Raw genomic sequence first — 21692 nt, 5'->3', positions numbered from 1 at the left:
GACCGCCCGGAGCACGACCATGAGCCGCGCCCTTCTTCCCTTGAAAGCAGGTGCCATCGTCTTCACGCTGCTGTGGACTGCGTGGATGATGTGGTGGAGCGGCTCGTTCTCGAGCGCGAACATGATCATCCTCGCCCTGTGTGGCGCGGCGGTCGGCTACCTCTGGTATCGCGCGATACGCTGGCAGTTCGAGCGTATGGGCATGTTGCCGCGAGACGAGGATCGGCCGAAATAGACCCGTCTGCTAGGCCTTGTCGCCGTGCTTCTTCTTTTTCTTTTTCTTCTTGTGGTCGTCGCCGTCATCGCTCTCGTCATCGACGAATGTCTCGTCTGGCTCCTGGACGGCGGCCGCGAGCGCTTCGCGCTCAGCGGCTTCGCGCTCGCGCTGGCGGCGGCGTTCGTCCCAGGCGTCGAAGAGCTGGTCGAGCCAGGGCAGCACTTGCTCGATCGACGGCAATTGGCCGGGCGGACCTGGTTCGCCGCGCGGGCCTTGCGGCCCTGCCGGTCCCTGAGGTCCGGCAGGTCCCGGTGCGCCGGCTGCGCCGCGCGGGCCGGCTTCGCCCTGCTTGCCTTGCGGACCGGGTTTGCCGGGCGGGCCAGCCTTTCCGACCGGCCCCGGCTTGCCCTGCGGTCCGGGCTTGCCGCGCGCCCCGTCCGGGCCACGCCGGCCCGGATGGCCCTGCGGCCCCGGCCGCCCCGGCTCGCCTTGCCGCCCGCGCGGGCCCTGAGGTCCCTGCCGTCGTCCCTGATCGTCTGCCACGCCACTGCTCCCTTGACCGGAAGCAAGCTACTTAGCGGCCTTTGACGACAGCAGCAATTCTGCCCGCGCACCGTGTCGGGCTTGATCAACATCTCGGTCGCGATGATCGCGCTTGCGGTCATCGCCGGCGTGCATCTGCGGCACGAGCTGCGCCGCTTGCGGCGCAGCGCGTCGTCGCGGGCGGACTGATGTCACCCGTCAGTCCTGATAGGCAGGCACCTCGATGCCGGAAGCGGCGTAGATCCTGATCTTGTTGCGCAGCGTGCGCACCGACAGGCCGAGCACGCGCGCTGCACGCGTCCGGTTTCCGTCGCAGCGTGCGAGCGTCTGGAGCACGAGCTCACGCTCGACCTCGTCGACCGTGGCGCCGATCAGCATCGGAACGATCTGATTAGGGGCTAGGAATTGCGCGCCCGGTTCGGACGCAGCGACATGAACAGTGGTCATCAACACACTCCCCGATCAACGCCCGCTTCCATCATTGGAAGCGGATCGAGAACAACGACCCCAAGCCGTAATTTCACGGTGGTCCTGTTTGGTTAATGAAGGGTTAATCGGGAGCGAGCCCACCAATTGACCCCGGGAATGCCGCGAAGCCGCCGCGATTGGCGCAGGATGCATCGCGATGCGGACCTATCTCGCGCGACAAGTACGGTGTCATCGTCCGCGAAAGCGGACGATCCAGTACGCCGCGGCCCCTCGTGGGATGTTTGGCGTCTCTGGAATACTGGATCACCCGCTCCAGTGCGCAATTGCGCACAAGGCGGGTGATGACACCGTGTATGTGGTGAAAGCGTTCTCCCTCACACCGTGCGGTACCCGCCGTCCACCATCACGATCGTTCCGGTGACATAGGCCGACAGGTCCGATGCCAGGAAGATCGCAGGGCCGACGATGTCCTCGGGCTTGCCGGTGCGCGCCAGCGGGGTGTGATCGAGGAAGGCCTGCACCAGCGCCGGATTGGTTGCGCGCACATTGGCGTTGATGTTGGTCTCGATGAAGCCGGGACCGATCGCGTTGACGCGCACGCCTTCCTTGCCGAGCTCGGCGGCGAGCGCCTTGGTGAAGCCGAGCACGCCGTGCTTCGAGGTCGTGTAGGCCGCCGAGCTCGGCGTGCGCAGATGCATGAAGGACTGGATCGAGCCGATGTTGACGATGCGGCCCTTGCTCGCGCGCAAGGGCGCGAGGAACGCCTGCGTCATGTTGAAGACGCCGTTGAGGTTGAGCGAGATGATGTCGTTCCAGTCCTTCGCCACCGTCTCGGTCTCGGCGGTGAAGGCGTTGCGGCGGGTGATGCCAGCATTGTTGACGAGGATCGAGACCTGTCCGATCTTGGCGTCGACCTGCTTGGCCAGGGCAAAGCAGTCCTCGCGCCTGACAACGTCGAGCGGAAAGCTCTCGGCCTTGCCGCCCGCTGTTCGGATCTCCTGCGCGGCCTCCGCCACCGTCTCGGCGTTGACGTCGAGCAGCACCACCTGTGCGCCCTCGCGCGCGTAGCCAGCCGCGATCGCCCGGCCGATGCCGGAGCCGGCACCCGTGACTACGGCGATGTGGTTTGCGAGCAATGCCATGACATATTCCTCCCGGTTTCTTTTCGAAGTTTCACGAAAAGCTAACTCGAAATTAAGGGGGCGGAAACGGCGGCCTTGGCATACTGATCCTGATTGCTAAACGTTGCGCGCATGATGGAACGGCTGGACTCCTGGAAACTCGCTATCGAACGGCTGCGGTCGGCGCACGTGCCCGATTGGGCCGAGGCGGCCCGGCTCGTCGCCGAGATCGCGCGGATGAGCAGCGACGTCACGCTGCGCCAGGCCGCCGAGCAGGCGCTGCCGGTGCTGCGCCAGGCCGTCGACAATGACGATCACAGTGTGACGCTGGCGGCCCAGCGCCGTCTCGGCGTTGTGCTCGAGGTCGTCCACGATCTCTCCGCCCCGCGCTTCGGCCGCCGCAACGCCATGCCGAAGCAGATGTCCAGGGAGGACCGCGCCCGCAAGGTGCTCGGCCTCCCGCTCGCGGTGCAGCTCACCTGCGAGGACATCAACCAGGCCTATCGCCGCGCCGCCAAGGGCATGCATCCCGACCGGGGCGGCAGCGCGCAAGGCTTCATCGACCTCGCCGCCGCGCGCGATCTCCTGATCCACCCCGGCGCGCACAAGGACGCGTGAGTATCAATGTGCTAGACTGTAGCCCGGATGAGCGAAGCGATATCCGGGGAAGGTCTCGCCATGGTTCTGTACCGCAGAAATTTCATTCCCGGCGGCACTTACTTTTTCACAGTGACGCTTTTCGACCGTCGGTCGAGCGTCCTTACTGACAACATCGATGTTCTTCGCAACGCCTTCCGAACCGCTCGGAACGAGCGACCATTTGAGCTCGACGCCATCGTGATCCTTCCGGATCATCTGCATGCGGTCATGAAACTGCCGCTGGACGACTCTGATTTTGCAGGACGGTGGCGTCGGATCAAGGGGCACTTCAGCAGTGCTCCGCTGCATGCCGGTGTCGACATAGCCCGCCACTCCAATGGAGAATTGGCGCTATGGCAGCGGCGATACTGGGAGCACACGATCCGCAACGAAGACGACTTTGCACGTCATATCGATTACGTTCACTTCAATCCCGTCAAGCACGGCTACGTTCGGCGTGTTGGTGATTGGCCGCATTCGTCCTTTCACCGATACGTGCAGACTGGGCTGCTCCCGGGGGATTGGTCCGGTGAGGTGAGCGAAAGTGGGGATGCCTTTGGTGAGCGTGCCGAGGAAGGCTGACGGGAGAACGAGTCGCGTCCCGGATATCGCTTCGCTCATCCGGGCTACGGAGTGGAAAAAAACCGGGCAGGGACGCTGGCGTCCTGCCCGGCTCTTCGTTCGCCGATCGAATTGTTACCAGGTGCACTGGCCGTTCTTGAGGGCGGCGTCCTTCATGACGAGGGCGTCGATGAAGGTCGGCACGCTCGCGCTGGCGCGGTGGTAGCCCGCCGGCCACGGCGTGGTCGGGATGCTCTCGTCCCAGATCTGGCAGAAGCCGCTGTCCTGCCAGCGGATCAGATGATAGCTGGCTTCGGCAGGGCTCGCGGCGGCGAAGGCGGTGACGGCAAGACCGACGGCAGCGCACAGCACGGAAATACGACGCATGATCAGCTCCTCAAAATGAAAGACGTGATGCGCCTCCCGACAATGACGGGAGGGGTTGGCGCGGGACGCCTTTGGAGATGCGCCCCGGACAAGATGTGAGTAGTTCCGCCGGCCGGTCAGGTTCAAAACAGCCGTTGCGGGAAATACGCAATTTGAACAGATTCTGCAAAAGAGAAGGGCGGACCGTTCGCGCGGTCCGCCCGTGAAAACTTATCCGTATGCGCGACCCGTCGCGTCGGGGCTCAGAGCGTGCAGCGGCGCTCGGCGCGCAACTTGATCTGGACGTCGGACGCCTCCTGGAAGGTCGGGAACGGCTTGCTGACGACCTTGTAGGTCGACGCGCCGATTTGGAACGGCTTGTACTTGAGGTCCTCGTTCCAGACCTGGCAGATGCCGGTGTTGTCCCAGCGGATCACGTAATAGCCGACCGCCGCCGAGGCCGGCACGGCGAACACGGAACTGGCGATGCCGGCAACGGCACAGAGGGCGAGAACGCGACGCATGAACTATCTCCTGTGGGAAAGTGGATCTTAGAGTTCGTGCGGTAAAAGCAGGATCTTTGCAAGCCGGGGCGCAGCCGCTCACGGACATGTCAGTCGTTCCGCTCGCATTTGGTTCGGCCGCGTGCCCGGCAGGCCACACGCTCACCTCGCCAGTGACGCCACCGCCTCGATCTCGATCAGCATCTCCGGCCTGGGCAGCGCCTGCACCACGCACGTCGTCCGCGCCGGATAGGGCGGCGGGCCGAAGGCGCCGGCATAGAGCGCGTTCATGGCGGCAACGTCCGAGGCGCGGGTCAGGAGCACGTTGACCTTGACGAGGTCCTGCATGCCGGCGCCGGCCTCGTCCAGCACGCGGCGGATGTTGACGACGACGTTGGCGAACTGGGCCTCGAAGCCGTCGGGCAGCTCGCCCGATGCGTCGAAGCCGGGAATGCCGGAGACGAACAGGAGATCGCCGACGCGCGTCGCAAAGGACAGCGGCGGCGCCTTGACGTGCGGCGGCGGCGCGAAGTGCTGGATCGGCATGGGATCACCTCAAGGACGGTCGCGGGACACATGGACGGTGGCGAGGGAGGAGCCTCGCAAAACGAAAGTGCGAAAACAACCCCATGCACAGTAGACGCCGCACGGAAATCATTGATGTTTTCCAGAATTCGTGAAAGGCGAAGCATTCGCTTGCTCCGTCGGGCAATACAGGGGCATTATGGCATGCTGGCGAAGGTCGGTGCGCGGCCCCAATCTCCGCTGTCATGCTGCGGCTTGGCCGGGGCATCCAGTACGCCGCGGCGGACGTGGCGAGAGTGAGCTTCCCAACGCAGGCCTCTGGAATACTGGATCGCCCGCCCCTGTGCGCAATTGCGCACCAGGCGGGCGATGACGGTTGAGGGTGTTGCTGCACCTCGCAACCCACATCCTCCGCCCCATCATGTTGCCGCCGCGATCGATCGGATACATTCGCCGCGTCTGATTCGAATCCACTCTTGAAAAATAGCCCCCGGAGACACCCATGAAGCTCGCATCCACCTTCCGCGCCGCGCTGGTCGCCATCGCCGCCCTGGCCGGCCTCTCGACCGCCGCGCGGGCCGACAGCGGCTTCGTGACGCTGACGATCTACAAGGCGGGCTGGATCATCGGCGGCTCCGGCGGCTCGGGCGTGCTGAACTTCCGCGGCCGCTCCTATGCGCTCTCCACCGGCGGCCTCGACTACGGCCTCGTGTTCGGCGGCTCGAAAACCGTGCTGCGCGGGCGCGTCTCCAACATCAACCGCCCCTCGGACGTCGCCGGCGTCTACGGCGCCGCCGGTGCCGGCCTTGCCGTCGGCCGCGGCGCCCGCGCCATCGTGCTGACCAACCAGAAGGGTGCGGTGCTGGAGCTGACGGGTCACCAGGTCGGGTTGATGGCGAATGCGGATCTCTCGGGGCTTGCGATCACGATGCGGTAGGGGAGGTCGCGTAGGGTGGGTTGGCCCTGCGGATGCGCGAAGCGAATCCGCGGGGCGTAACCCACCTCTTTGGCGTCTCCGGAGACGAACAGCGGTGGGTTACGCTTCGGACAGCGCTTCGCGCCGCCCGAAGCTAACCCACCCTACGATTTCTCGACCATCCCGTGAATCCGCTCGCAATGCGCGACGAGATTTTCGTGCGTATCGACGAAGGCCTTCAGCGGCGTCGGGATCGGAACGAAATAGATGTTGGCGATGAAGCCGTAGATGCCGGCATCGACGCTGGACGGCGCCGCGCCGTGGACGAAGCCCGCGGCCGGCACGATCTCGGCCAGCACCTGCAGATCGGCAAGCCCCCGCGCGTAGGCCTGATCGGGCGTGTAGCGGCCGATGCCCTGGAAGTGATAGCGCTGCGCGTTGTACGCCTTCGCCTTCTCGAAGCCTTCCGCACTCACTTGCGGATGCTGCGCGATGAAGCCGTCGCGGAACGCGGGATAGAAGCGCTCGTCCTTCCAGCGCGAATAGGACATCACCCAGTAGAGATCGTCGAGCATGCGCGTGACCAGATGATCGGTGCGGCGCTGCGCGGCCGTCAGCGCGGCATCGATGCCGAGCCGGTATTTCGCGACGACACGCGCGATGATCGCTTCGCTGTCGCCGATGGTCTCGCCGTCGTCGACGATGTAAGGCAGCTGCCCGCGCGGCGCGGCGGAGGCATCGAAGACATGCTCCTGCACGAACGGCACGCCCGCGAGCTTCAGGAAGGCATAGACCTTGAGGCCGTAGCCGTTGTTGTCGGCGACGCCGAAGAGTTCCGGGTAGGAGTAGAGGGTCAGCATCGGCGGGCTCCTCTGGCGTGGTGGGCCCAGCATGAAGTGGTGTGGTGACGGACGCAATGGTAGCCGTGCGGCGCAGCTCTCGTAGGGTGGGTTAGCCGCGGGCTGCGCGAAGCGCAGTCCCGTGGCGTAACCCACCTCTTCTCCATCCACGGCGACAGAAGTGGTGGGTTACGCCGCACGGTCTGCGCTTCGCGCAGCCGCACGTCTAACCCACCCTACGAATTACGAACGCGATGCAGCGGTGAACACCGCCAACTGCGCATCGAACGCGCGCCGGAACGCCGGCCGCGCTTCGCCGCGCGCGACATAGGCGGCTATCTCAGGAAATTCGGCGAGCAGCCCTGATGTATTCAGCCGGCGCAGCACCGTCACCATCATGAGATCGCCGGCGCTGAAGGTGCCGTCGAGCCAGTCGGCACCGCCGAGGCGGCGGGACAGTTCGCCGAGCCTGACACGGACGCGGTCCTGCAGCAGGGGCAAGCGCTCCGCGTACCAACTCCTGTCGCGCTCGACCAGCATGGCCATGCCGAGCTCGACGATCGGCGGCTCCAGCGTGTTCAGAGCCGCGAACATCCACGCGATCGCACGGCTCCGCGCGTTCGCATCAAGCGGCAGCAGCCCGGAATGACGCTCGGCGATGTGGAGCACGATCGCGCCGGATTCGAACAGCGCGAGATCGCCATCCTCATAGGTCGGGATCTGCCCGAACGGATGCAGCGCACGATGCGCGGGCTGCTTCATTTCTTCGAACGAGACGAGGCGAACGTCGTAGGGCTGGCCGACCTCTTCCAGCGCCCAACGAACGCGCATGTCGCGGGCCTGCCCGCGGCCGCGATCGGGCGAGGATTCGAAGGCGGTGATGGTGGGAGGCATCTGGGGGCTCCGGGTGGTCGCGCCTGGTCCAGAGGACGAATGGGCTGCGCGGATTCCGACAACGTTCCTTTTTATACGCGTGCCGCCAAACCAACGGTGTCGTCCCGGCGAACGCCGGGACCCATACCGCGAGATCTATCTATTGCGGTTGGTGGCAGTACCGAAACGCCGAGTCTCCGCCAAACTACTCCCTGGGGTTATGGGTCCCCGCGTTCGCGGGGACGACAGCGGAATGTGACGCGCTATTGTTCGCTGAACCTACGCGGCGATCCACGCCGCCAGCTCGCGCCACGGCTCTAGTGTCCAATGCCCCGATGCAGCACCCGAGGGCGAGGGCAGCACGAATATCTCCGGCCACATTGCATCGCGCGCCTGCCGCCCCAGCACAATCGCAGCTGACGGCCTGCCGTAGAACAGGCTCGCCGCCTTCTTGCTCGTGAACGCAATCGTCCGCGGCCGGTACTTCTCGATCTTCGCCCTGAACCCCGGCACGTCGATCGTCTCCGCCGCGATCTGGTGATCCATGCCGGCGTCCGTCTTGCAGAGATCGGTGAAGCCGATCCCGAGCGCGATGAGCGATGCGAACTCGCCCGGCTGATAGCGCCGCGGCGTGATGCCGGCCTCATGGATCGCGCGCCAGAAGCGGTTGCCGGGATGGGCGTAGTAGTGCCCAAGCTCGGCCGAGCGCGTCGAGGCGGCGGTGCCGACGAAGACGAGGCGGAGATTGGAGCGGAGTTGGTCGGGGAGGCGGTGGGAGTTGATCACGAGATCTCTACCTGACGGGTTGAAGGGTGAGCGTCGTGAGGCCAAATTTGAGAATGTGCGTAGATTGATGCAGTACGAAATTCCAGCGGTTCATATGCGGGATTTCTCCTTCGATCAGGCTGTGGAGGCATTTACCCGCATCAATACCTTGGGGGTTAAGTTAAAGACAGAGGATATCGCCAGCGCGCGCGTTGCTGCAAAGCATACAGGTTTCATTGCGGATGAGGTGGCGCCGTTCGTTGCCGAACTCAAAGGTGAGGGTTTTTCCCGCTTGAACGTTATGCACTTATTTCGTGCATGTGCGTTCGTTGCGCTTCCAGACGGCCGAAGTCGAACTCCTCTCCATGAGCTAAGCCGTTCCGAGGTCGCAAGTGCTTGGTCTGCAACAAAACGGGCAACAAAGGAGGCGATGGCGCTCATTCGGAATGAGTTTGGCCTGGTCAATATGGACATCCTATGGAGCGGCGCGCTTCTTGTCCCTGTCATCGCATTGTGCGCATCGCGCGGCGTACGTAATAGGGACCCAAGAGGCGTGGCGGGATGGCTGGCCATGGCAGCCCTGTTGCACCGCTACAGTAAGTCGTCTGAAACAGCATTAGACCAAGACTTACGCGCGTGCCGATCCGACGATCCGATTGGAAAGTTGCTAACTAACGTTCGTAGAGATGCTGGAGCGTTCGGTGCAATTGCAAATGATTTTAGAGGTGCACTCAACGATAAGGGGGCTCTATTCGCAGCCTATATCGCCTGCCGACACCGAGGGCTTCGCGATCTATTCTCCGGTTCTCCGATTTTATTGCAGGCGAATGTGGATCGGCATCATATCTTGCCTCGCGCGCAGTTTGAAGAATCGAGTAGAGGCAAAGCAGATGCAGTCGCCAACATTGCTTTTATTAGCGGCGAAGCTAACAGAAACGTCGGTGCTGCTTCGCCGGACGTCTATCTAAGGAAACTCAAGCGGGAAACGCTGGAGAGCCAATGTATTCCGCTCGACGTATCGCTTTGGGACGTCGACAAAGCCGAGGAGTTTTGGGCGGCTCGTCGTGTTCTGCTCGCCGAAGCTTTCAATGGCTTCTTGCGCGAGATGCTGCCCGGACGTCGGATACTTCAATGAAAAGTTGCCTCGATCCCCACGTCTAAGTGATAGTGGGGACGACGAGAATCCTGCCGAATTAAGCAGGCCGGCTCTCGCTGGCCTGCTTAATTTCCACAAAATGGAGTGGGGCGGGAATAACGGGCAGAGCTAACCCTCACAACACCCGATTACTCTCCTTCACCTTCTCCGCATCCAGATAAACGCTCGACCCCATCTCCTTGAACTTCGCGCTCATCTGCTTCATGCCGTCCTCGGCAGTGCCGCTCATCGACATTCCCACCGAGTTCGGGTCGTTCAGCGTCGCGGCGTAATCCCGCACGTCCTGCGTGATCTTCATCGAGCAGAATTTTGGGCCGCACATCGAGCAGAAATGGGCGACCTTGTGGGCTTCCTTCGGCAGGGTCTCGTCGTGGAAGCTCTTGGCGGTATCCGGATCGAGGCCGAGGTTGAACTGGTCGGTCCAGCGGAATTCGAACCGCGCGCGGGAGAGGGCGTCGTCGCGCAGTTGCGCCGCGGGGTGGCCCTTGGCGAGGTCGGCGGCGTGGGCGGCGATCTTGTAGGTGATGACGCCGGTCTTGACGTCGTTGCGGTCGGGCAGGCCGAGATGCTCCTTCGGCGTGACGTAGCAGAGCATGGCGCAGCCGAACCAGCCGATCATGGCAGCGCCGATGCCTGAGGTGATGTGGTCGTAGCCCGGCGCGATGTCGGTGGTCAGCGGCCCGAGCGTGTAGAACGGCGCCTCGCCGCACTCCTTGAGCTGCTTGTCCATGTTGATCTTGATCTTGTGCATCGGCACGTGGCCGGGGCCTTCGATCATGACCTGGCAGCCCTTGTCCCACGCGATCTTGGTGAGCTCGCCGAGCGTTTCGAGTTCAGCAAACTGGGCGCGGTCGTTGGCGTCGGCGATCGAGCCCGGGCGCAGGCCGTCGCCGAGCGAGAACGAGACGTCATACTTGCGCATGAGGTCGCAGATCTCGTCGAAATGCGTGTAGAGGAAGCTCTCCTTGTGATGTGCCAGGCACCACTTCGCCATGATCGAGCCGCCGCGCGAGACGATGCCGGTGACGCGGCTGGCGGTGAGGTGGATGTATTGCAGGCGCACGCCGGCGTGGATGGTGAAATAGTCGACGCCCTGCTCGCACTGCTCGATCAGCGTGTCCTTGTAGAGCTCCCAGGTCAGCTTGACGGGATCGCCGTTGCACTTCTCCAGCGCCTGGTAGATCGGCACGGTGCCGATCGGCACCGGCGCGTTGCGCAAGATCCATTCGCGGGTGGTGTGGATGTTGCGCCCCGTCGAGAGGTCCATCACGGTGTCGGCGCCCCAGCGGATCGCCCACACCATCTTCTCGACCTCTTCCTCGACCGACGAGGTCACCGCGGAGTTGCCGATATTGGCGTTGATCTTGGTCAGGAAGTTGCGGCCGATGATCATCGGCTCGAGCTCGGAATGATTGATGTTGCAGGGGATGATGGCGCGGCCGCGCGCGATCTCGTCGCGGACGAACTCCGGCGTGATGAAGGCGGGGACGGAGGCGCCGAAGCTCTCGCCGTCGGCAAGGGCGGCTTCCGCGCGCTCGAGCTGTGCCTTGCGGCCGAGATTCTCGCGCGCGGCGACGTAGATCATCTCCTTGGTGATGATGCCGGCGCGAGCGAATTCGAGCTGCGTGATCTTGTGGCCGTCGAGGCCACGCAGCGGCTTGTGATAGGCCGAGAAGGCGCGCGCGGCCTTGTCGGTGGAGACGCTGCCGTTGTCCTCCGGCTTGATCTGGCGGCCCTCATATTCCTCGACGCCGCCGCGCTCCAGCACCCACGCCTTGCGGTTGCGGGGCAAGCCGGCATTGACGTCGATGGTGACGGACGGGTCGGTGTAGGGGCCCGAGGTGTCGTAGACGGGCAGGTTCGGCTCGCCCGCGCCCTCGGAGAGGATGATCTCGCGCAAGGGCACGCGCAGGTCGGGCGCGGCGTCGGGCGTCGCGAAGATCTTGCGCGAGGAGGGCAGGGGGCCGGTGGTGACGGCGGGCACGGTCTTGTCGGGATTGGAGCGGATGTTCATGGGATCCTCCGGTTAATTCTGTTGTGCGTGCGATTGAGCCACGGCGATGAATTCTTGCTCCGTCATTGCGAGGAGCCCTTGCGACGAAGCAATCCAGACTGCCTTCGCGGAAAGATCCTGGATTGCTTCGCTACGCTCGCAATAACGGTGTGGAGAGAGTGTGCGCATCACTCCGCCTCCTTCGACAGGCCGAGCCATTGCCGCACGCGGGCATCGGGGTCGGGGTTTTGCGTCACGTCGCTGACCACCGCGATGGAATCCGCGCCGGCCGCAAAGATCTCCGCGGCGTGCTCGAACTTGATGCCGCCGATGGCGACCAGCGGGATGTTGCCGATGCGCTTCTTCCATTCTGTGATTTTTGGAATGCCCTGCGGCTCGAAGCGCATCGATTTGAGCGTGGTGAAGAAGATCGGGCCAAGCGCGACGTAGTCGGGCTGGGCTTCGAGCGCGGCCGCAAGCTCGTCGTCGTCATGGGTGGAGATGCCGAGCTTGAGGCCGGCCTCGCGGATCGCCTTGAGGTCGGCCTCAGCGAGGTCCTCCTGGCCGAGATGCAGATATTCTGCGCCGGCGACGACCGCCGCGCGCCAATAGTCGTTCACCACCAGCTTGGCCTGCGTGCCCTTGGTGATCGCCAGCGCGTCAGTGACGATCTGCAGCGCCTGGGAGTCGTCGAGCTCCTTCGCGCGCAGCTGGATGGTGCCGACGCCGAGCCTGGTCAGGCGTTCGACCCATTGGAGGCTGTCGACGACGGGATAAAATCGATCAGGATACGGCATGCCAGAACGGGGTCCCAACGACAGGGGTTGAAGGAGAGGCGAAGTCGCGGGCGTTCATCAGCCCGGCTTCATAAGCGGTGCGGCCGGCATCACAGCCGAGGCGGAAGGCGTCGGCCATGGCGACGGGATCGGCGGCCTTGGCGATGGCGGTGTTGAGCAGCACGGCGTCGTAGCCGAGCTCGAGCGCCTGGGCCGCGTGGGAGGGAGCGCCGAGACCGGCGTCGACCACCAGCGTGATGTCGGGCAGCCGCTCGCGCAGCAGCGTCAGCGCATCGCGGTTGGTGATGCCCTTGGCGCTGCCGATCGGCGCGGCCCAGGGCATCACCACCCTGCAGCCGGCGTCGACCAGGCGGTTGGCGACCGAAAGATCCTCGGTGCAATAGGGGAACACGTCGAAGCCGTCCTTGATCAGGATGGTCGCGGCTTCGACGAGGCCGACGACATCGGGCTGCAGCGTGTCGTTGTCGGCGATGACTTCGAGCTTGATCCAGTTCGTGCCGAACAGCTCGCGCGCGAGCTTGGCCGTGGTCACCGCCTCGCGCACGGTGCGGCAGCCGGCGGTGTTCGGCAGCACGGTGACGTCGAGCTCGCGGATCAGCTTCCAGAACGCATCGCCGCTCTTGCCGCCGGCGGATTCGCGCCGCAGCGACACCGTGACGATGTTGGCGCCGGAGGCGCGGATTGCGTCCTGCATGATCGCGGGTGAGGGATAGAGCGCGCTGCCGATCAGGAGGCGCGAGGCGAAGGTCTTGCCGTAGAAGGTCACCATGTTGAAGGTGTCTCCTCGAATTCAGTGCGCTCCCTCGCCCCGCTTGCGGGGAGAGGCATCGGCGGCCTGCGGCCGCCGCTCTTCTTAGTAGAACGCCGATGCGCAGCATCGGCTATGGGTGAGGGGGGGCCTCCGCGGGGACGGTGAGAGTTGGACTCGCGGAGAGTCCCCCTCACCCGGAATTTGCTTTGCAAATTCCGGCCTCTCCCCGCAGGCGGGGAGAGGCGAAGGACGGCGATAGCTTCACTCATCCCGCTCACCCTCCCTGCCGCGGCGTGATGATCTCGATCTCGTCGCCGGCCTTCAGGGCGGTCTCGGCCCAGCGGCTTTTCGGCACGACGTCGTAATTGAGCGCGATGGCGAAATGGTTGCCTTCGTAGTCGAGCTCGTTGAGCAGCGCATCGACGCTGGCCGCGCTGACCTCGCGCTGCTCTCCGTTGACGATCACGCGCATTGCATCACCTCATTGTCGATCTGGCCGCGCTGGACATAGGCCAGCGTCAGCTCGGCGAGCGCAGGCGCGATCAGGAAGCCGTGGCGGTAGAGCCCGTTGACGCTGATCCTGCCGCCACAGATGCCGATACGCGGCAAATTGTCGGGATAGGCAGGCCGAAGCCCTGAGCCGAATTCGAGGATGCGGGCTTCGCCGAACGCCGGATGCACGGTATAGGCCGCGCCCAAAAGCTCCAGCGCCGAGCGCACGCTGACGCCGGTGTCTTCTGTTTCGATCGAGGTCGCGCCCAGCATGAACAGGCCGGCCTCGCGCGGGATCACGTAGAGCGGCCAGCGCGGATGGATCAGCCGCACCGGGCGCGCAAGCTGCACCTCGTTCGTCTCGATCAGGATCATCTCGCCCTTGACGCCGCGAAGCTCGCCCTGCTCGTCGCGGGCACTGATGCCGCGGCAGTCGATCACGATGCCCTCGGGATCCTTTGCGAGATCGTTTGCGGTGACGTCGCTGCAAAACCTGATGGTGCCGCCGGCGGCGCGGATGCGCTCGTGCAGCTTCGGCAGCACGCGGCGCGGCTCGACATGGCCCTCGGCCGGGAAGAACAGCGCGTCGCGGAAGCGGCCCTCCAGCGAGGGCTCCAGCGCGGCGAGGCCGGCGGCGTCGAGCCGCTCGTGGCCCTCGGTCATCCGGGCGAAGCGCTCGAAATCGTTGCGCTCGCGCGGATGGGAGACGACGAGCGAGCCGTTGAAGGGCGTATCCGGCAGCTCGCGCCGCCAGATGTCGAGCGAGCGCAGGCCGAGGCGGCTGATGATGGGTTCTGCGACCTCGGCCTCGCAATAGGGTGCGAGCATGCCGCCGGCCCAATGGCTGGTGGCGTCCGTCATCGCCTCGTCACCGCGCTCGTGCAAGGTCACGGCGTGACCCGCCTGTGCGAACAGCAAAGCCTGCCAGGCGCCTGCGATGCCTGCGCCGATGATGGATACCGGGGAATCCGGTCGCTTGGTGGTCTGCAACATCCCTGTCCCTTCGCCGGCATGACCCGGATCAGGTTCAAAGGGTCACCGCGGTCCTGGGCGTTATTGCCCATTTAGCGGTATCTCAGCTCCTCCTCGGAGCACCCCTCGGAACGGTGCTAATGTATGCCAGTGGCGGGCAGTGTCAACGCGTGTTGGCGCAAGGCCAGTCATTCCGGGATGGTGCGAAGCACCAGACCCGGAATCTCGAGATTCCGGGTTCGGTCCTACGGACCGCCCCGGAATGACGGTGGTTAGCGCGGGGCCTGCGCCCGCGCGTTTCGGACGCGCTGGGCGAGCTTCCTGTGCGTCGGCGCGGTTCCGACCATCGGCTGCGGGTTGCCGTTCGGCTCGAGCCAGGGCTGACCCACGGTCTCGCCCGCATTGGCGAGTTGCACGGCTTCCTGGCGCTGGCGCTTTGCAGCGTAGTAATAGCCGCCCGCGAAATAACGCACAGCTCGGGCATGATCGCCATTGGCGGCGCGATAGGCGCCGGCGAGGTATTTGACCGCGTAGGTGAGGTTGGTGTTGGGATCGCGCAGGCCGGCGGCATCGCCGGTGTAGCCGACGCCGCGGGCGGTCGCGAGCTTGATCTGCATCAGCCCGATCGTGCCGCCACGGCCGACGAGGTGCGGCTGATAGCGGCTTTCGCGCATGATGACGCGATGCACCAGCGCTTCCGGCACGCCGTTGGCGCGGGCATGGGCTGCGACCATCTCGGCATATTCGGCTTCGCCGGCAATAGCGGCCTGCGGCAAAATCGATCCGGCCGCGAGCAGCGCGGCAACGCGTAAAATTTTCATCATTTATTCCCGACTTGCCTGGGTCTGGCTGCCTTATTGTTTGAGCATGATCTGCTCGGAAAACCGCGATGCACTTTTCCGGATCATGCTTTAGGCCCCCGAACACGGCGATGATGTGACCAAACGACGCCGCTGACGTTTTTGCGGTGCCGTGCCGCCGTTACGACTCAAAGCTGGCGTAGTTGGGCTTCCGGGGCGGATGACCCCCGCGCGACAGCACGCCTGTCTATTCGTGCCGGCTCGCGAAAGCGAGCACGCAAGCGCTGCAAATCGGGAGAGGTGCCATGACAAAAGCCAGCCTCGTCAGTGCACACACCGGCGACATCCCCAGACACAACCCTTGCGCCCAGTGCGGCACGCCGATCGCGCAGCCCGATTGGATCGAGCCGGGCGAGGGGCGCGTCTCCTACCTCTGGACCTGCCGCGCCTGCAATTATCGCTTCGAGGCGGTGGCCATCTTCCCGCATGAGGCCGTCGAGCACCCGCCGCTCGCGGCGTGAGGTGCGTCAAGCCGCGAGCCGCGGCTCCTGCCAGATCGGCAATCGCATCCGCACGATCAGGCCATGTGGCTCGCGGTCGTGCAGCGACAGCTCGCCGCCATGGGTGATTGCGATCGCGCGCGCGATCGAGAGGCCGAGCCCGAAGCCGGTGGACTCGTCCATGGTGCGTGCGTCGTCGCCGCGCACGAACGGCTCCAGCATCTCCTGCTTGCGCGCATCCGAAATGCCGGGGCCGTCGTCCTCGACGTCGATGACGAGCGTCGTGCCCGAGACGACGAGACGGATCGTCACCTCGGCGCCGAAGCGGACCGCGTTCTCGACCAGGTTGGTGACGCCGCGATGCAGATCGTCGGGCCGCGCGGCGGCGGTCGCGGACGCCGGTCCGTCGTATCGCACGACATGACCCATGTCGCCGAACTGGTCGGCGATGAGCTGGAGCGTGCTGGCGATGTCGACCAGCGTCAAGGCCTCGATCTTGCGATCGTTGCGCAGCAGCGACAGCACCGATTCCAGCATCGAGCGCATCTGGTCGAGATCGATCAGCATGCGCCTGCGGTTGCCCTCGTCCTCGATGAACTCGGCACGCAGGCGCAGCCGCGTGATCGGCGTGCGCAGGTCGTGGCTGATCGCGGCCAGCATCCGCGTGCGATCCGCCATCAGCCGCGCGATCCGCTCCTGCATGCGGTTGAGCGCGCGCGCGACCTGGCGGATCTCTTCCGGCCCGCGCTCGGGCAGCGGCTCGGAGGTGCGGTCGAGACTGAAATTCTCGGCGGCCTTGGCGAAGGACGACAGCGGCCTCGTCAGCGTACGCGCCGCCCACAGGCCAAGCACGGTGACACAGATGAAGGCGGTCATCAGCGCCATCAGCCAGGGCGCGCCCCAGAACATCGGCCGCGGGCCGCCATCGCCACGGGCTGCGATCACCGTGCCGTCGGGAAATTCGATGCCGACGCGGCGCGCATTCCCGTCCGGGGCGAGCTGCACCGCCTTGAAGCCCGGGGGGAGGTGGCGGCGCATCTCGCGCAGGTGCGGACTGTCGCTCGTCTCGACGGCCGCGGTGCCGGGTGCCAGCATCTCGATGCCGAGCCTGGGAAAGGCGCGCGCCAGATCGGCGACGAGGCGCGGCCGCTCGCTCGCCTCGGCCGCGCCGAGCAGCTGTGCGGCATCGGTCAGTTGATGGGCGCCGTCCGGCGGCGTCTCCTGGCGGTCGGGCCGGCCGATCAGGAAAGCGGTGGTGACGACGAGATGGAGCGCGACAGTCGACGCCAGCACCAGCGCGGCGATCTGCCCGCCGATGCCGTTGAGGTGGAAGAACCCGGGCGGCTTCATCTTCGGCAGGCTCAGCCGCTCAGAGGCGTCGCGACCGCTTCCGTCCTCGGCGTGAACAAGTAGCCGCCGGAGCGCACCGTCTTGATCAGGGTGGGGTCGGCCGGATTGGGCTCGATCTTGCGGCGGATGCGGCTGACCAGCACGTCGATGGAGCGCTCGAACGAGCCGGCGTTGCGGCCCTGCGTGAGGTCGAGCAGGCTGTCGCGCGACAGCACGCGGCCCGGCCGCTCGCAGAACGTCCTGAGCAGATCGAACTCGGCGCTGGTCACCGCAACGCGCGCGCCCTCGGGATTGCGCAATTCGCGCAGGCGCAGATCGATGCGCCAGCCTTCGAAGGCGAGCGTGCTCGCGCCTTCGACCGCGCTCGCCGCCTGCGCCGCGGCCTGTCGGCGCAGCACCGCGTTGATGCGGGCGAGCAGCTCGCGCGGGTTGAACGGCTTCGGCAGATAGTCGTCCGCGCCCATCTCGAGGCCGACGATGCGATCGACGTCCTCGCCGCGCGCGGTCAGCATGATGATCGGCGTCTGCGATTCGGCGCGCACCTTGCGGCACAGGCTGAGGCCGTCTTCGCCGGGCAGCATGACGTCGAGAATGATGAGGTCGACGCGATGGTCGGCCATCGCCCGCGACATCTCGCGGCCATCGCTCACGGCGGTGACGTTGCAGGCGTTGCTGCGCAGATATTTCGCAATCAACGCCCGGGTTTCGCGGTCGTCCTCGACGACCAGGATGTTGGGATTGGGGATGGCCATGCGATTTGTTTGACCAAGATTCGGGCCAAATGGCGAATATTTTTGTTTCGATTTGTTTCTGTTCGGTTGCCTGAAACGAGCGGCAATCGACGGATGGCGGAGTGGCAAGACTGCGTTAAGGCCGTTAACCATACCGTGGCGTGGTCGGCGACGAAACCCCGCAACAACCACGGAGCCATCATGACCTCGATTTCGGCGGCGTCCGCCGGCAGCTATCAATCGCCGCTCCAGCGGCTTCAGCAGGAATTGCAATCGCAAGTCTCCGCCGGCACGATCTCGTCGTCGGACCAGTCCGCGCTCTCGACGGCGCTGACCGATATCGACACGGCGCTCCAGCAGAGCCGATCGAGCGACCAGTCGAGCGGTGCGCCTCCCTCCAGGGAGGAGATGCAGTCGAAGATCGACGACCTCATCTCGAATGAAGTGTCGAACGGGACGCTGACCTCGGACCAGGCCGAGGAGCTGAAAAGCGTGTTTCAATCCGCCTTCGCGGGCGGCGCGGGTGGCGCAGGCGGCCCGCCGCCCGGTCCGCCGCCGGACGACGACTCTTCGGATTCGACGACGACGGACTCGAGCAACAGCTCGACGGACCAGACCACGGCCGAGATCCTCCAGCAGTTCCTGCAGGCGCTGCAACAGTCGCAATCGTCGGCATCGTCCTACGGCGCCAACGGCAGCTCATCGAGCAGCTCGGATTTCTCCGCGCTCCTGATCGACTTCAAGAGCTGACCTGAGCGAGTTGAGGTCGGCGCAGTCCTCGCCGCGGTCATGCGTCGCCCAGGGCGCATGATTGTCGGCGGGGAACCGTGCATCGCAAAATGTTCCTGAGTGACGCAGGAACAATAGTTGTGGCTCCCGCTCGCGCATTGCGCGACGAAATTGCGGCGCGCAAGGAACTGCAAGTGATCAGCGCTGTTTTCCCCGCACGAGTTTTCTGTGAAGGAGAGGACAAACATGCTGACGAAATCGATCGCCGCCGGCCTTGCCGGCACCGCACTTCTTGCAACCGCCGCGTTCGCGCAAGCGCCGACCGCCACCACCGACAAGGCGCCGACCGCGGCCGCCACCACGACATCCACGACCGCGTCGGGCCAGTGGCGTACGTCCAAGATGGACGGCCTGAAGGTCTACAACGAAGCCAACGAGAACATCGGCACGATCAATGATCTGCTGATGGACAAGAACGGCGACATCAAGATCGCCGTGATCGGCGTCGGTGGCTTCCTCGGCGTGGGCGAGCATCTGGTCGCCGTGCCCTATGAGAAGCTGAAGTTCGTCAACGAGGCCGTCGCCTATACCGGCACGAGCGCCAAGCCGGGCGCGACCACCACCACCACCACCGGCGCTGCGACCGACAGGCCCGCTGCGACCGCGACGTCGTCCACGTCGAAATGGTATCCGGACCACGCCGTGTTCAACGCCAGCAAGGACGAGCTGAAGAACATGCCCGAGTTCAAGTACTCGGAGTAATGCGGCTCGCGTAACTGCCTGAACGAAGCGCGCCCGGTTCTCACTGGGCGCGCTGTCGTGTCTTTTCGCCATCGCGAGCAGCTCGCCACGAAATTGCGACGCCGCCGGTCAGGCCCCGGTGCCCTTGAGCCGTTCGTTGCGCCGGCGCAGGCCTTCCAGGGTGGCGAGGAGGATGACCGAGACCGTCGTTAGAATCACCGCCGCTGCCGTGATGGTCGGGCTGATGTTCTCGCGGATGCCGCTGAACATCTCGCGCGGCAGGGTGCGCTGCTCGGGGCCTGCCATGAACAGCACGATCACGACCTCGTCGAAGCTGGTCGCGAAGGCGAACAGCGCACCCGACGCCAGGCCCGGCAGGATCAGCGGCAGGATCACGCGGCGGAACGCCTGAAGCGGCGAGGCGCCGAGCGAGGCGGCGGCGCGTGCCAGATTGGTGTCGAAGCTTTGCAGCGTCGCACCGACCGTGATCACCACGAAGGGCGTCGCCAGCGCGGTGTGGGCCAGGATCAGGCCGAGATAACTGCCGGTCAACCCGATCGGTGCGAAGAAGAAATACAGGCCGACCGCGGTGATGACCCCCGGCACGACCACCGGCGACAGCACGAAGGCCAGCACGAGCGGCTTGAACCGGCTCTTCCACTGCGCCAACCCCAGCGCGGCCGTCGTGCCAAGGACCATGGACAGCGCCGTCGAGGCGACGCCGATGATCATGCTGTTCTTCAGCGAGTTCATCCAGCGCGGCGAACTGATGAAATCGTCGTACCAGCGCAAGGAGAGGCCCGGCAGCGGATAGGTGAGGTACGAGCCCGAGCTGAAGGACAGCGGCATGATCGCCAGGATCGGCGCGATCAGGAAGACGAACACCAGCGTGGAGACGATGATCGTCGCGGTCCACGCGATGCGCTGGCTGGGCGTGCGGAGGGAGGGGCTATCGCTCAATTCTTCATGCCTCCCGTGACCTGCTGTCCCTGCACCAGCTTGCCGTAGACAAGGGCGAGCAGAACGGTGGCCAGCAGCAGCACCGCACCCAAAGCCGAAGCGAGGCCCCAATTGGCCGTCTCGGTCGTGTAGAGCGCAATGAAGTAGCTGATCATCTGGTCGGCGGCGCCGCCGACGAGGGCCGGCGTGATGTAGTAGCCGAGCGCCAGGATGAAAACGAGCAGGCTTCCCGCGCCGATCCCGGGCAGGGTCTGCGGCAGGTAGATCCGCAGGAAGGCGGTGAGGGGTGGCGCGCCGAGCGAAGCGGCGGCACGCATGTAGGCAGGCGAGATCGCCTTCATGCTGCTGTATAGCGGCAGGATCATGAACGGCAACAGAACGTGGGTCATGGCCACGCAGACGCCGAAGCGGTTGTAGATCAGGCGCAACGGCTCGTCGACGATGCCGAGCCACAGCAGGCTGTCGTTCACGACTCCCTTGCTCTGCAACAGGACGATCCAGGCGCAGGTGCGGACCAGAAGCGACGTCCAGAACGGCAGCAGGACGAAGATCATCAGCAGGTTCGACCGGGCCGGCGGCAGCGTCGCCAGGAGATAAGCCACCGGGAAGCCGAGGATCAGGCAGAGTGCGGTGACGCTGAGGCTGATGATGAAGGTGCGGGCAAACAGGCTGCGATAGATGGCCTGGTCCGGCGGGGCTGCGACGATCGCGCCGTCCACGTTCCGCGTCAGGTCGAGCGCCGCCAGCAGGTAGAAGCTGGTCACTGGACCGCCGGCGTCCCTGATCGTCGTCCAGGTGGCGCGGTCGCGCCAAGCGGGATTGATCCTGCCCAGCGTCTCCTTGGCCGTCCCTCGCTCCGGCTCCGACTTCAGGTTGCGGGCCGTGCTGGTCAGGATCGTGCGGAAGCCGTTCAGCGCGTAGTTCAGCCGCTTGGCTGCGATGGCGATGGTGCCGGAGGCGCGCGCCGCCAGGATGTCGCTTGCCAGCGCAGCGTAGGCGGTTTCGTCCGGCAGGTCCTTGCCGTCCCACCCAGCGAGCGCAGCCAAGGTGTTCGGCAGAACCTGACGGACCTCGCGGTCGTCGACCGCACGCCACAGCATGCCGGCGATCGGCCCGGCAAAGGTGAAGAGCAGGAAGACGAGAAGCGGTGCTACCAGCGCCAACGCCTTGAGCTGGCGTGTCCGCTCGGTGCGCCTCAATCGGCGCTTGAGCGGCACCTCGGTCGACGCATCGGCGCCGGTCAAGAGTGCATCCGTCATGGCATGAGCCCTTTTGAACGGACATCACTCGCCCATTCGGAGCGGGCTATTGCATGTGGCCTTTCGGCGCGGCCTGAGCAGGCGCCTCGTCCTTCGAGACGACCGCTTCGCGGCCTCCTCAGGATGAGGCTCCTCGAGATCGGTGCCTGTAGAATCGTTGCCAC

General features: G+C 65.1%; 27 protein-coding genes and 1 riboswitch. Of the genes, 8 read left to right on the top strand and 19 right to left on the bottom strand.

The features are described from left to right. The first annotated feature begins 19 nt into the window (after nucleotides 1-19). On the top strand, nucleotides 20-235 hold the full coding sequence (locus tag H1B27_RS27300) for a hypothetical protein (RefSeq protein ID WP_197968207.1): 216 nt from the start codon (nucleotides 20-22) through the stop codon (nucleotides 233-235). Nucleotides 236-244: 9 nt separating this feature from the next. On the opposite strand, the gene H1B27_RS27295 is transcribed toward H1B27_RS27300, so the two are convergent. The 3 genes from H1B27_RS27295 to H1B27_RS27285 form a co-directional block, all read right to left on the bottom strand. Then, on the bottom strand, nucleotides 245-760 hold the full coding sequence (locus H1B27_RS27295) for a collagen-like triple helix repeat-containing protein (RefSeq protein WP_197968206.1): 516 nt from the start codon (nucleotides 758-760) through the stop codon (nucleotides 245-247). Nucleotides 761-958: 198 nt separating this feature from the next. Then, a complete protein-coding gene (locus tag H1B27_RS27290) occupies nucleotides 959-1207 on the bottom strand; it encodes a helix-turn-helix domain-containing protein (RefSeq protein ID WP_197968205.1) in 249 nt (82 codons plus the stop codon). A gap of 356 nt (nucleotides 1208-1563) precedes the next feature. Next, nucleotides 1564-2331: an SDR family NAD(P)-dependent oxidoreductase gene (locus tag H1B27_RS27285; RefSeq protein ID WP_061879478.1), complete on the bottom strand. Its 768-nt coding sequence runs from the start codon at nucleotides 2329-2331 to the stop codon at nucleotides 1564-1566. A gap of 111 nt (nucleotides 2332-2442) precedes the next feature. Between H1B27_RS27285 and H1B27_RS27280 the strand changes: the two genes are divergently transcribed. Beyond that, nucleotides 2443-2928 (top strand): J domain-containing protein, encoded by a 486-nt coding sequence (locus H1B27_RS27280; RefSeq protein ID WP_197968204.1) that lies wholly within the window; start codon nucleotides 2443-2445, stop codon nucleotides 2926-2928. Nucleotides 2929-2988: 60 nt separating this feature from the next. Next, nucleotides 2989-3531: an REP-associated tyrosine transposase gene (locus H1B27_RS27275; RefSeq protein WP_197968203.1), complete on the top strand. Its 543-nt coding sequence runs from the start codon at nucleotides 2989-2991 to the stop codon at nucleotides 3529-3531. Between the two features lie 114 nt (nucleotides 3532-3645). Here H1B27_RS27275 and H1B27_RS27270 read toward each other — a convergent pair whose 3' ends face one another. From H1B27_RS27270 to H1B27_RS27260, 3 genes are all read right to left on the bottom strand, one after another. Continuing rightward, nucleotides 3646-3897 carry a hypothetical protein gene (locus H1B27_RS27270; protein ID WP_197968202.1) on the bottom strand — a complete coding sequence of 84 codons (252 nt, stop codon included), beginning with the start codon at nucleotides 3895-3897 and terminating at the stop codon, nucleotides 3646-3648. Between the two features lie 242 nt (nucleotides 3898-4139). Beyond that, nucleotides 4140-4400 carry a hypothetical protein gene (locus tag H1B27_RS27265; protein ID WP_197968201.1) on the bottom strand — a complete coding sequence of 87 codons (261 nt, stop codon included), beginning with the start codon at nucleotides 4398-4400 and terminating at the stop codon, nucleotides 4140-4142. Nucleotides 4401-4541: 141 nt separating this feature from the next. Further along, nucleotides 4542-4925, bottom strand: a complete 384-nt coding sequence (locus H1B27_RS27260; protein WP_197968200.1) for a RidA family protein — start codon at nucleotides 4923-4925, stop codon at nucleotides 4542-4544. A gap of 481 nt (nucleotides 4926-5406) precedes the next feature. On the opposite strand from H1B27_RS27260, the gene H1B27_RS27255 reads away from it, so the two are divergent. Beyond that, complete coding sequence (locus H1B27_RS27255; protein ID WP_197968199.1) at nucleotides 5407-5841, top strand: hypothetical protein; 435 nt, start codon at nucleotides 5407-5409, stop codon at nucleotides 5839-5841. A 143-nt stretch (nucleotides 5842-5984) separates the two neighbouring features. On the opposite strand, the gene H1B27_RS27250 is transcribed toward H1B27_RS27255, so the two are convergent. The 3 genes from H1B27_RS27250 to H1B27_RS27240 all read right to left on the bottom strand — a co-directional run bounded on the left by H1B27_RS27250 (nucleotide 5985) and on the right by H1B27_RS27240 (nucleotide 8318). Further along, entirely contained in the window at nucleotides 5985-6680 is a 696-nt protein-coding gene (locus H1B27_RS27250; RefSeq protein ID WP_197968198.1) for a glutathione S-transferase family protein, read from the bottom strand. 222 nt (nucleotides 6681-6902) lie between these two features. After that, complete coding sequence (locus H1B27_RS27245) at nucleotides 6903-7553, bottom strand: glutathione S-transferase family protein (RefSeq protein WP_197968197.1); 651 nt, start codon at nucleotides 7551-7553, stop codon at nucleotides 6903-6905. A gap of 258 nt (nucleotides 7554-7811) precedes the next feature. Beyond that, on the bottom strand, nucleotides 7812-8318 hold the full coding sequence (locus H1B27_RS27240; RefSeq protein WP_197968196.1) for a mismatch-specific DNA-glycosylase: 507 nt from the start codon (nucleotides 8316-8318) through the stop codon (nucleotides 7812-7814). Here H1B27_RS27240 and H1B27_RS27235 point away from each other — a divergent pair. After that, on the top strand, nucleotides 8311-9432 hold the full coding sequence (locus H1B27_RS27235; protein ID WP_197968195.1) for a hypothetical protein: 1122 nt from the start codon (nucleotides 8311-8313) through the stop codon (nucleotides 9430-9432). The genes H1B27_RS27240 and H1B27_RS27235 overlap by 8 nt on opposite strands. 136 nt (nucleotides 9433-9568) lie before the next feature. Here the strand turns inward: H1B27_RS27235 and thiC are convergent, their stop codons facing one another. From thiC to H1B27_RS27205, 6 genes are all read right to left on the bottom strand, one after another. Further along, complete coding sequence (gene thiC, locus H1B27_RS27230; protein ID WP_197968194.1) at nucleotides 9569-11467, bottom strand: phosphomethylpyrimidine synthase ThiC; 1899 nt, start codon at nucleotides 11465-11467, stop codon at nucleotides 9569-9571. Nucleotides 11468-11634: 167 nt separating this feature from the next. Next, nucleotides 11635-12243 carry a thiamine phosphate synthase gene (locus H1B27_RS27225; RefSeq protein WP_197968193.1) on the bottom strand — a complete coding sequence of 203 codons (609 nt, stop codon included), beginning with the start codon at nucleotides 12241-12243 and terminating at the stop codon, nucleotides 11635-11637. After that, the gene (locus H1B27_RS27220) at nucleotides 12230-13012 is read right to left on the bottom strand and encodes a thiazole synthase (protein ID WP_197968192.1); all 783 of its coding nucleotides are present in this window, start codon (nucleotides 13010-13012) and stop codon (nucleotides 12230-12232) included. Before H1B27_RS27220 ends, H1B27_RS27225 begins: the two co-directional genes overlap by 14 nt. Before the next feature lie 256 nt (nucleotides 13013-13268). After that, nucleotides 13269-13466: a sulfur carrier protein ThiS gene (gene thiS, locus H1B27_RS27215; RefSeq protein WP_061877523.1), complete on the bottom strand. Its 198-nt coding sequence runs from the start codon at nucleotides 13464-13466 to the stop codon at nucleotides 13269-13271. Next, nucleotides 13457-14479 (bottom strand): FAD-dependent oxidoreductase, encoded by a 1023-nt coding sequence (locus H1B27_RS27210; protein WP_197968191.1) that lies wholly within the window; start codon nucleotides 14477-14479, stop codon nucleotides 13457-13459. Before H1B27_RS27210 ends, thiS begins: the two co-directional genes overlap by 10 nt. Continuing rightward, a riboswitch (TPP riboswitch) is annotated at nucleotides 14467-14595 on the bottom strand. Its footprint overlaps the gene before it by 13 nt. A gap of 135 nt (nucleotides 14596-14730) precedes the next feature. Further along, a complete protein-coding gene (locus H1B27_RS27205; RefSeq protein ID WP_197968223.1) occupies nucleotides 14731-15279 on the bottom strand; it encodes a lytic transglycosylase domain-containing protein in 549 nt (182 codons plus the stop codon). 284 nt (nucleotides 15280-15563) lie between these two features. Here H1B27_RS27205 and H1B27_RS27200 point away from each other — a divergent pair, with 284 nt between their 5' ends. Then, entirely contained in the window at nucleotides 15564-15779 is a 216-nt protein-coding gene (locus H1B27_RS27200; protein ID WP_028178064.1) for a hypothetical protein, read from the top strand. Between the two features lie 6 nt (nucleotides 15780-15785). Here H1B27_RS27200 and H1B27_RS27195 read toward each other — a convergent pair whose 3' ends face one another. Together H1B27_RS27195 and H1B27_RS27190 are read right to left on the bottom strand one after the other, a co-directional pair. Continuing rightward, nucleotides 15786-17108, bottom strand: coding sequence for an ATP-binding protein (locus H1B27_RS27195; protein WP_197968190.1), 1323 nt, complete (start codon nucleotides 17106-17108; stop codon nucleotides 15786-15788). An 11-nt stretch (nucleotides 17109-17119) separates the two neighbouring features. Then, nucleotides 17120-17860: a response regulator gene (locus H1B27_RS27190; protein WP_061877526.1), complete on the bottom strand. Its 741-nt coding sequence runs from the start codon at nucleotides 17858-17860 to the stop codon at nucleotides 17120-17122. 180 nt (nucleotides 17861-18040) lie between these two features. Here H1B27_RS27190 and H1B27_RS27185 point away from each other — a divergent pair, with 180 nt between their 5' ends. Next, on the top strand, nucleotides 18041-18589 hold the full coding sequence (locus tag H1B27_RS27185) for a hypothetical protein (protein WP_197968189.1): 549 nt from the start codon (nucleotides 18041-18043) through the stop codon (nucleotides 18587-18589). Nucleotides 18590-18814: 225 nt separating this feature from the next. Next, a complete protein-coding gene (locus H1B27_RS27180; protein WP_061877528.1) occupies nucleotides 18815-19330 on the top strand; it encodes a PRC-barrel domain-containing protein in 516 nt (171 codons plus the stop codon). 108 nt (nucleotides 19331-19438) lie between these two features. Here H1B27_RS27180 and H1B27_RS27175 read toward each other — a convergent pair whose 3' ends face one another. Continuing rightward, nucleotides 19439-20269, bottom strand: coding sequence for an ABC transporter permease (locus H1B27_RS27175; RefSeq protein ID WP_061877529.1), 831 nt, complete (start codon nucleotides 20267-20269; stop codon nucleotides 19439-19441). Beyond that, entirely contained in the window at nucleotides 20266-21528 is a 1263-nt protein-coding gene (locus tag H1B27_RS27170) for an ABC transporter permease (protein ID WP_197968188.1), read from the bottom strand. The genes H1B27_RS27175 and H1B27_RS27170 overlap by 4 nt, the downstream gene beginning before the upstream one ends. Nucleotides 21529-21692: the final 164 nt, after the last annotated feature.

Source organism: Bradyrhizobium diversitatis (genome assembly GCF_016031635.1).
Taxonomy (GTDB): domain Bacteria; phylum Pseudomonadota; class Alphaproteobacteria; order Rhizobiales; family Xanthobacteraceae; genus Bradyrhizobium; species Bradyrhizobium diversitatis.
The sequence above is the reverse complement of the archived record's forward strand: the minus strand, read 5'-3'. Positions and strand labels throughout refer to the sequence as shown.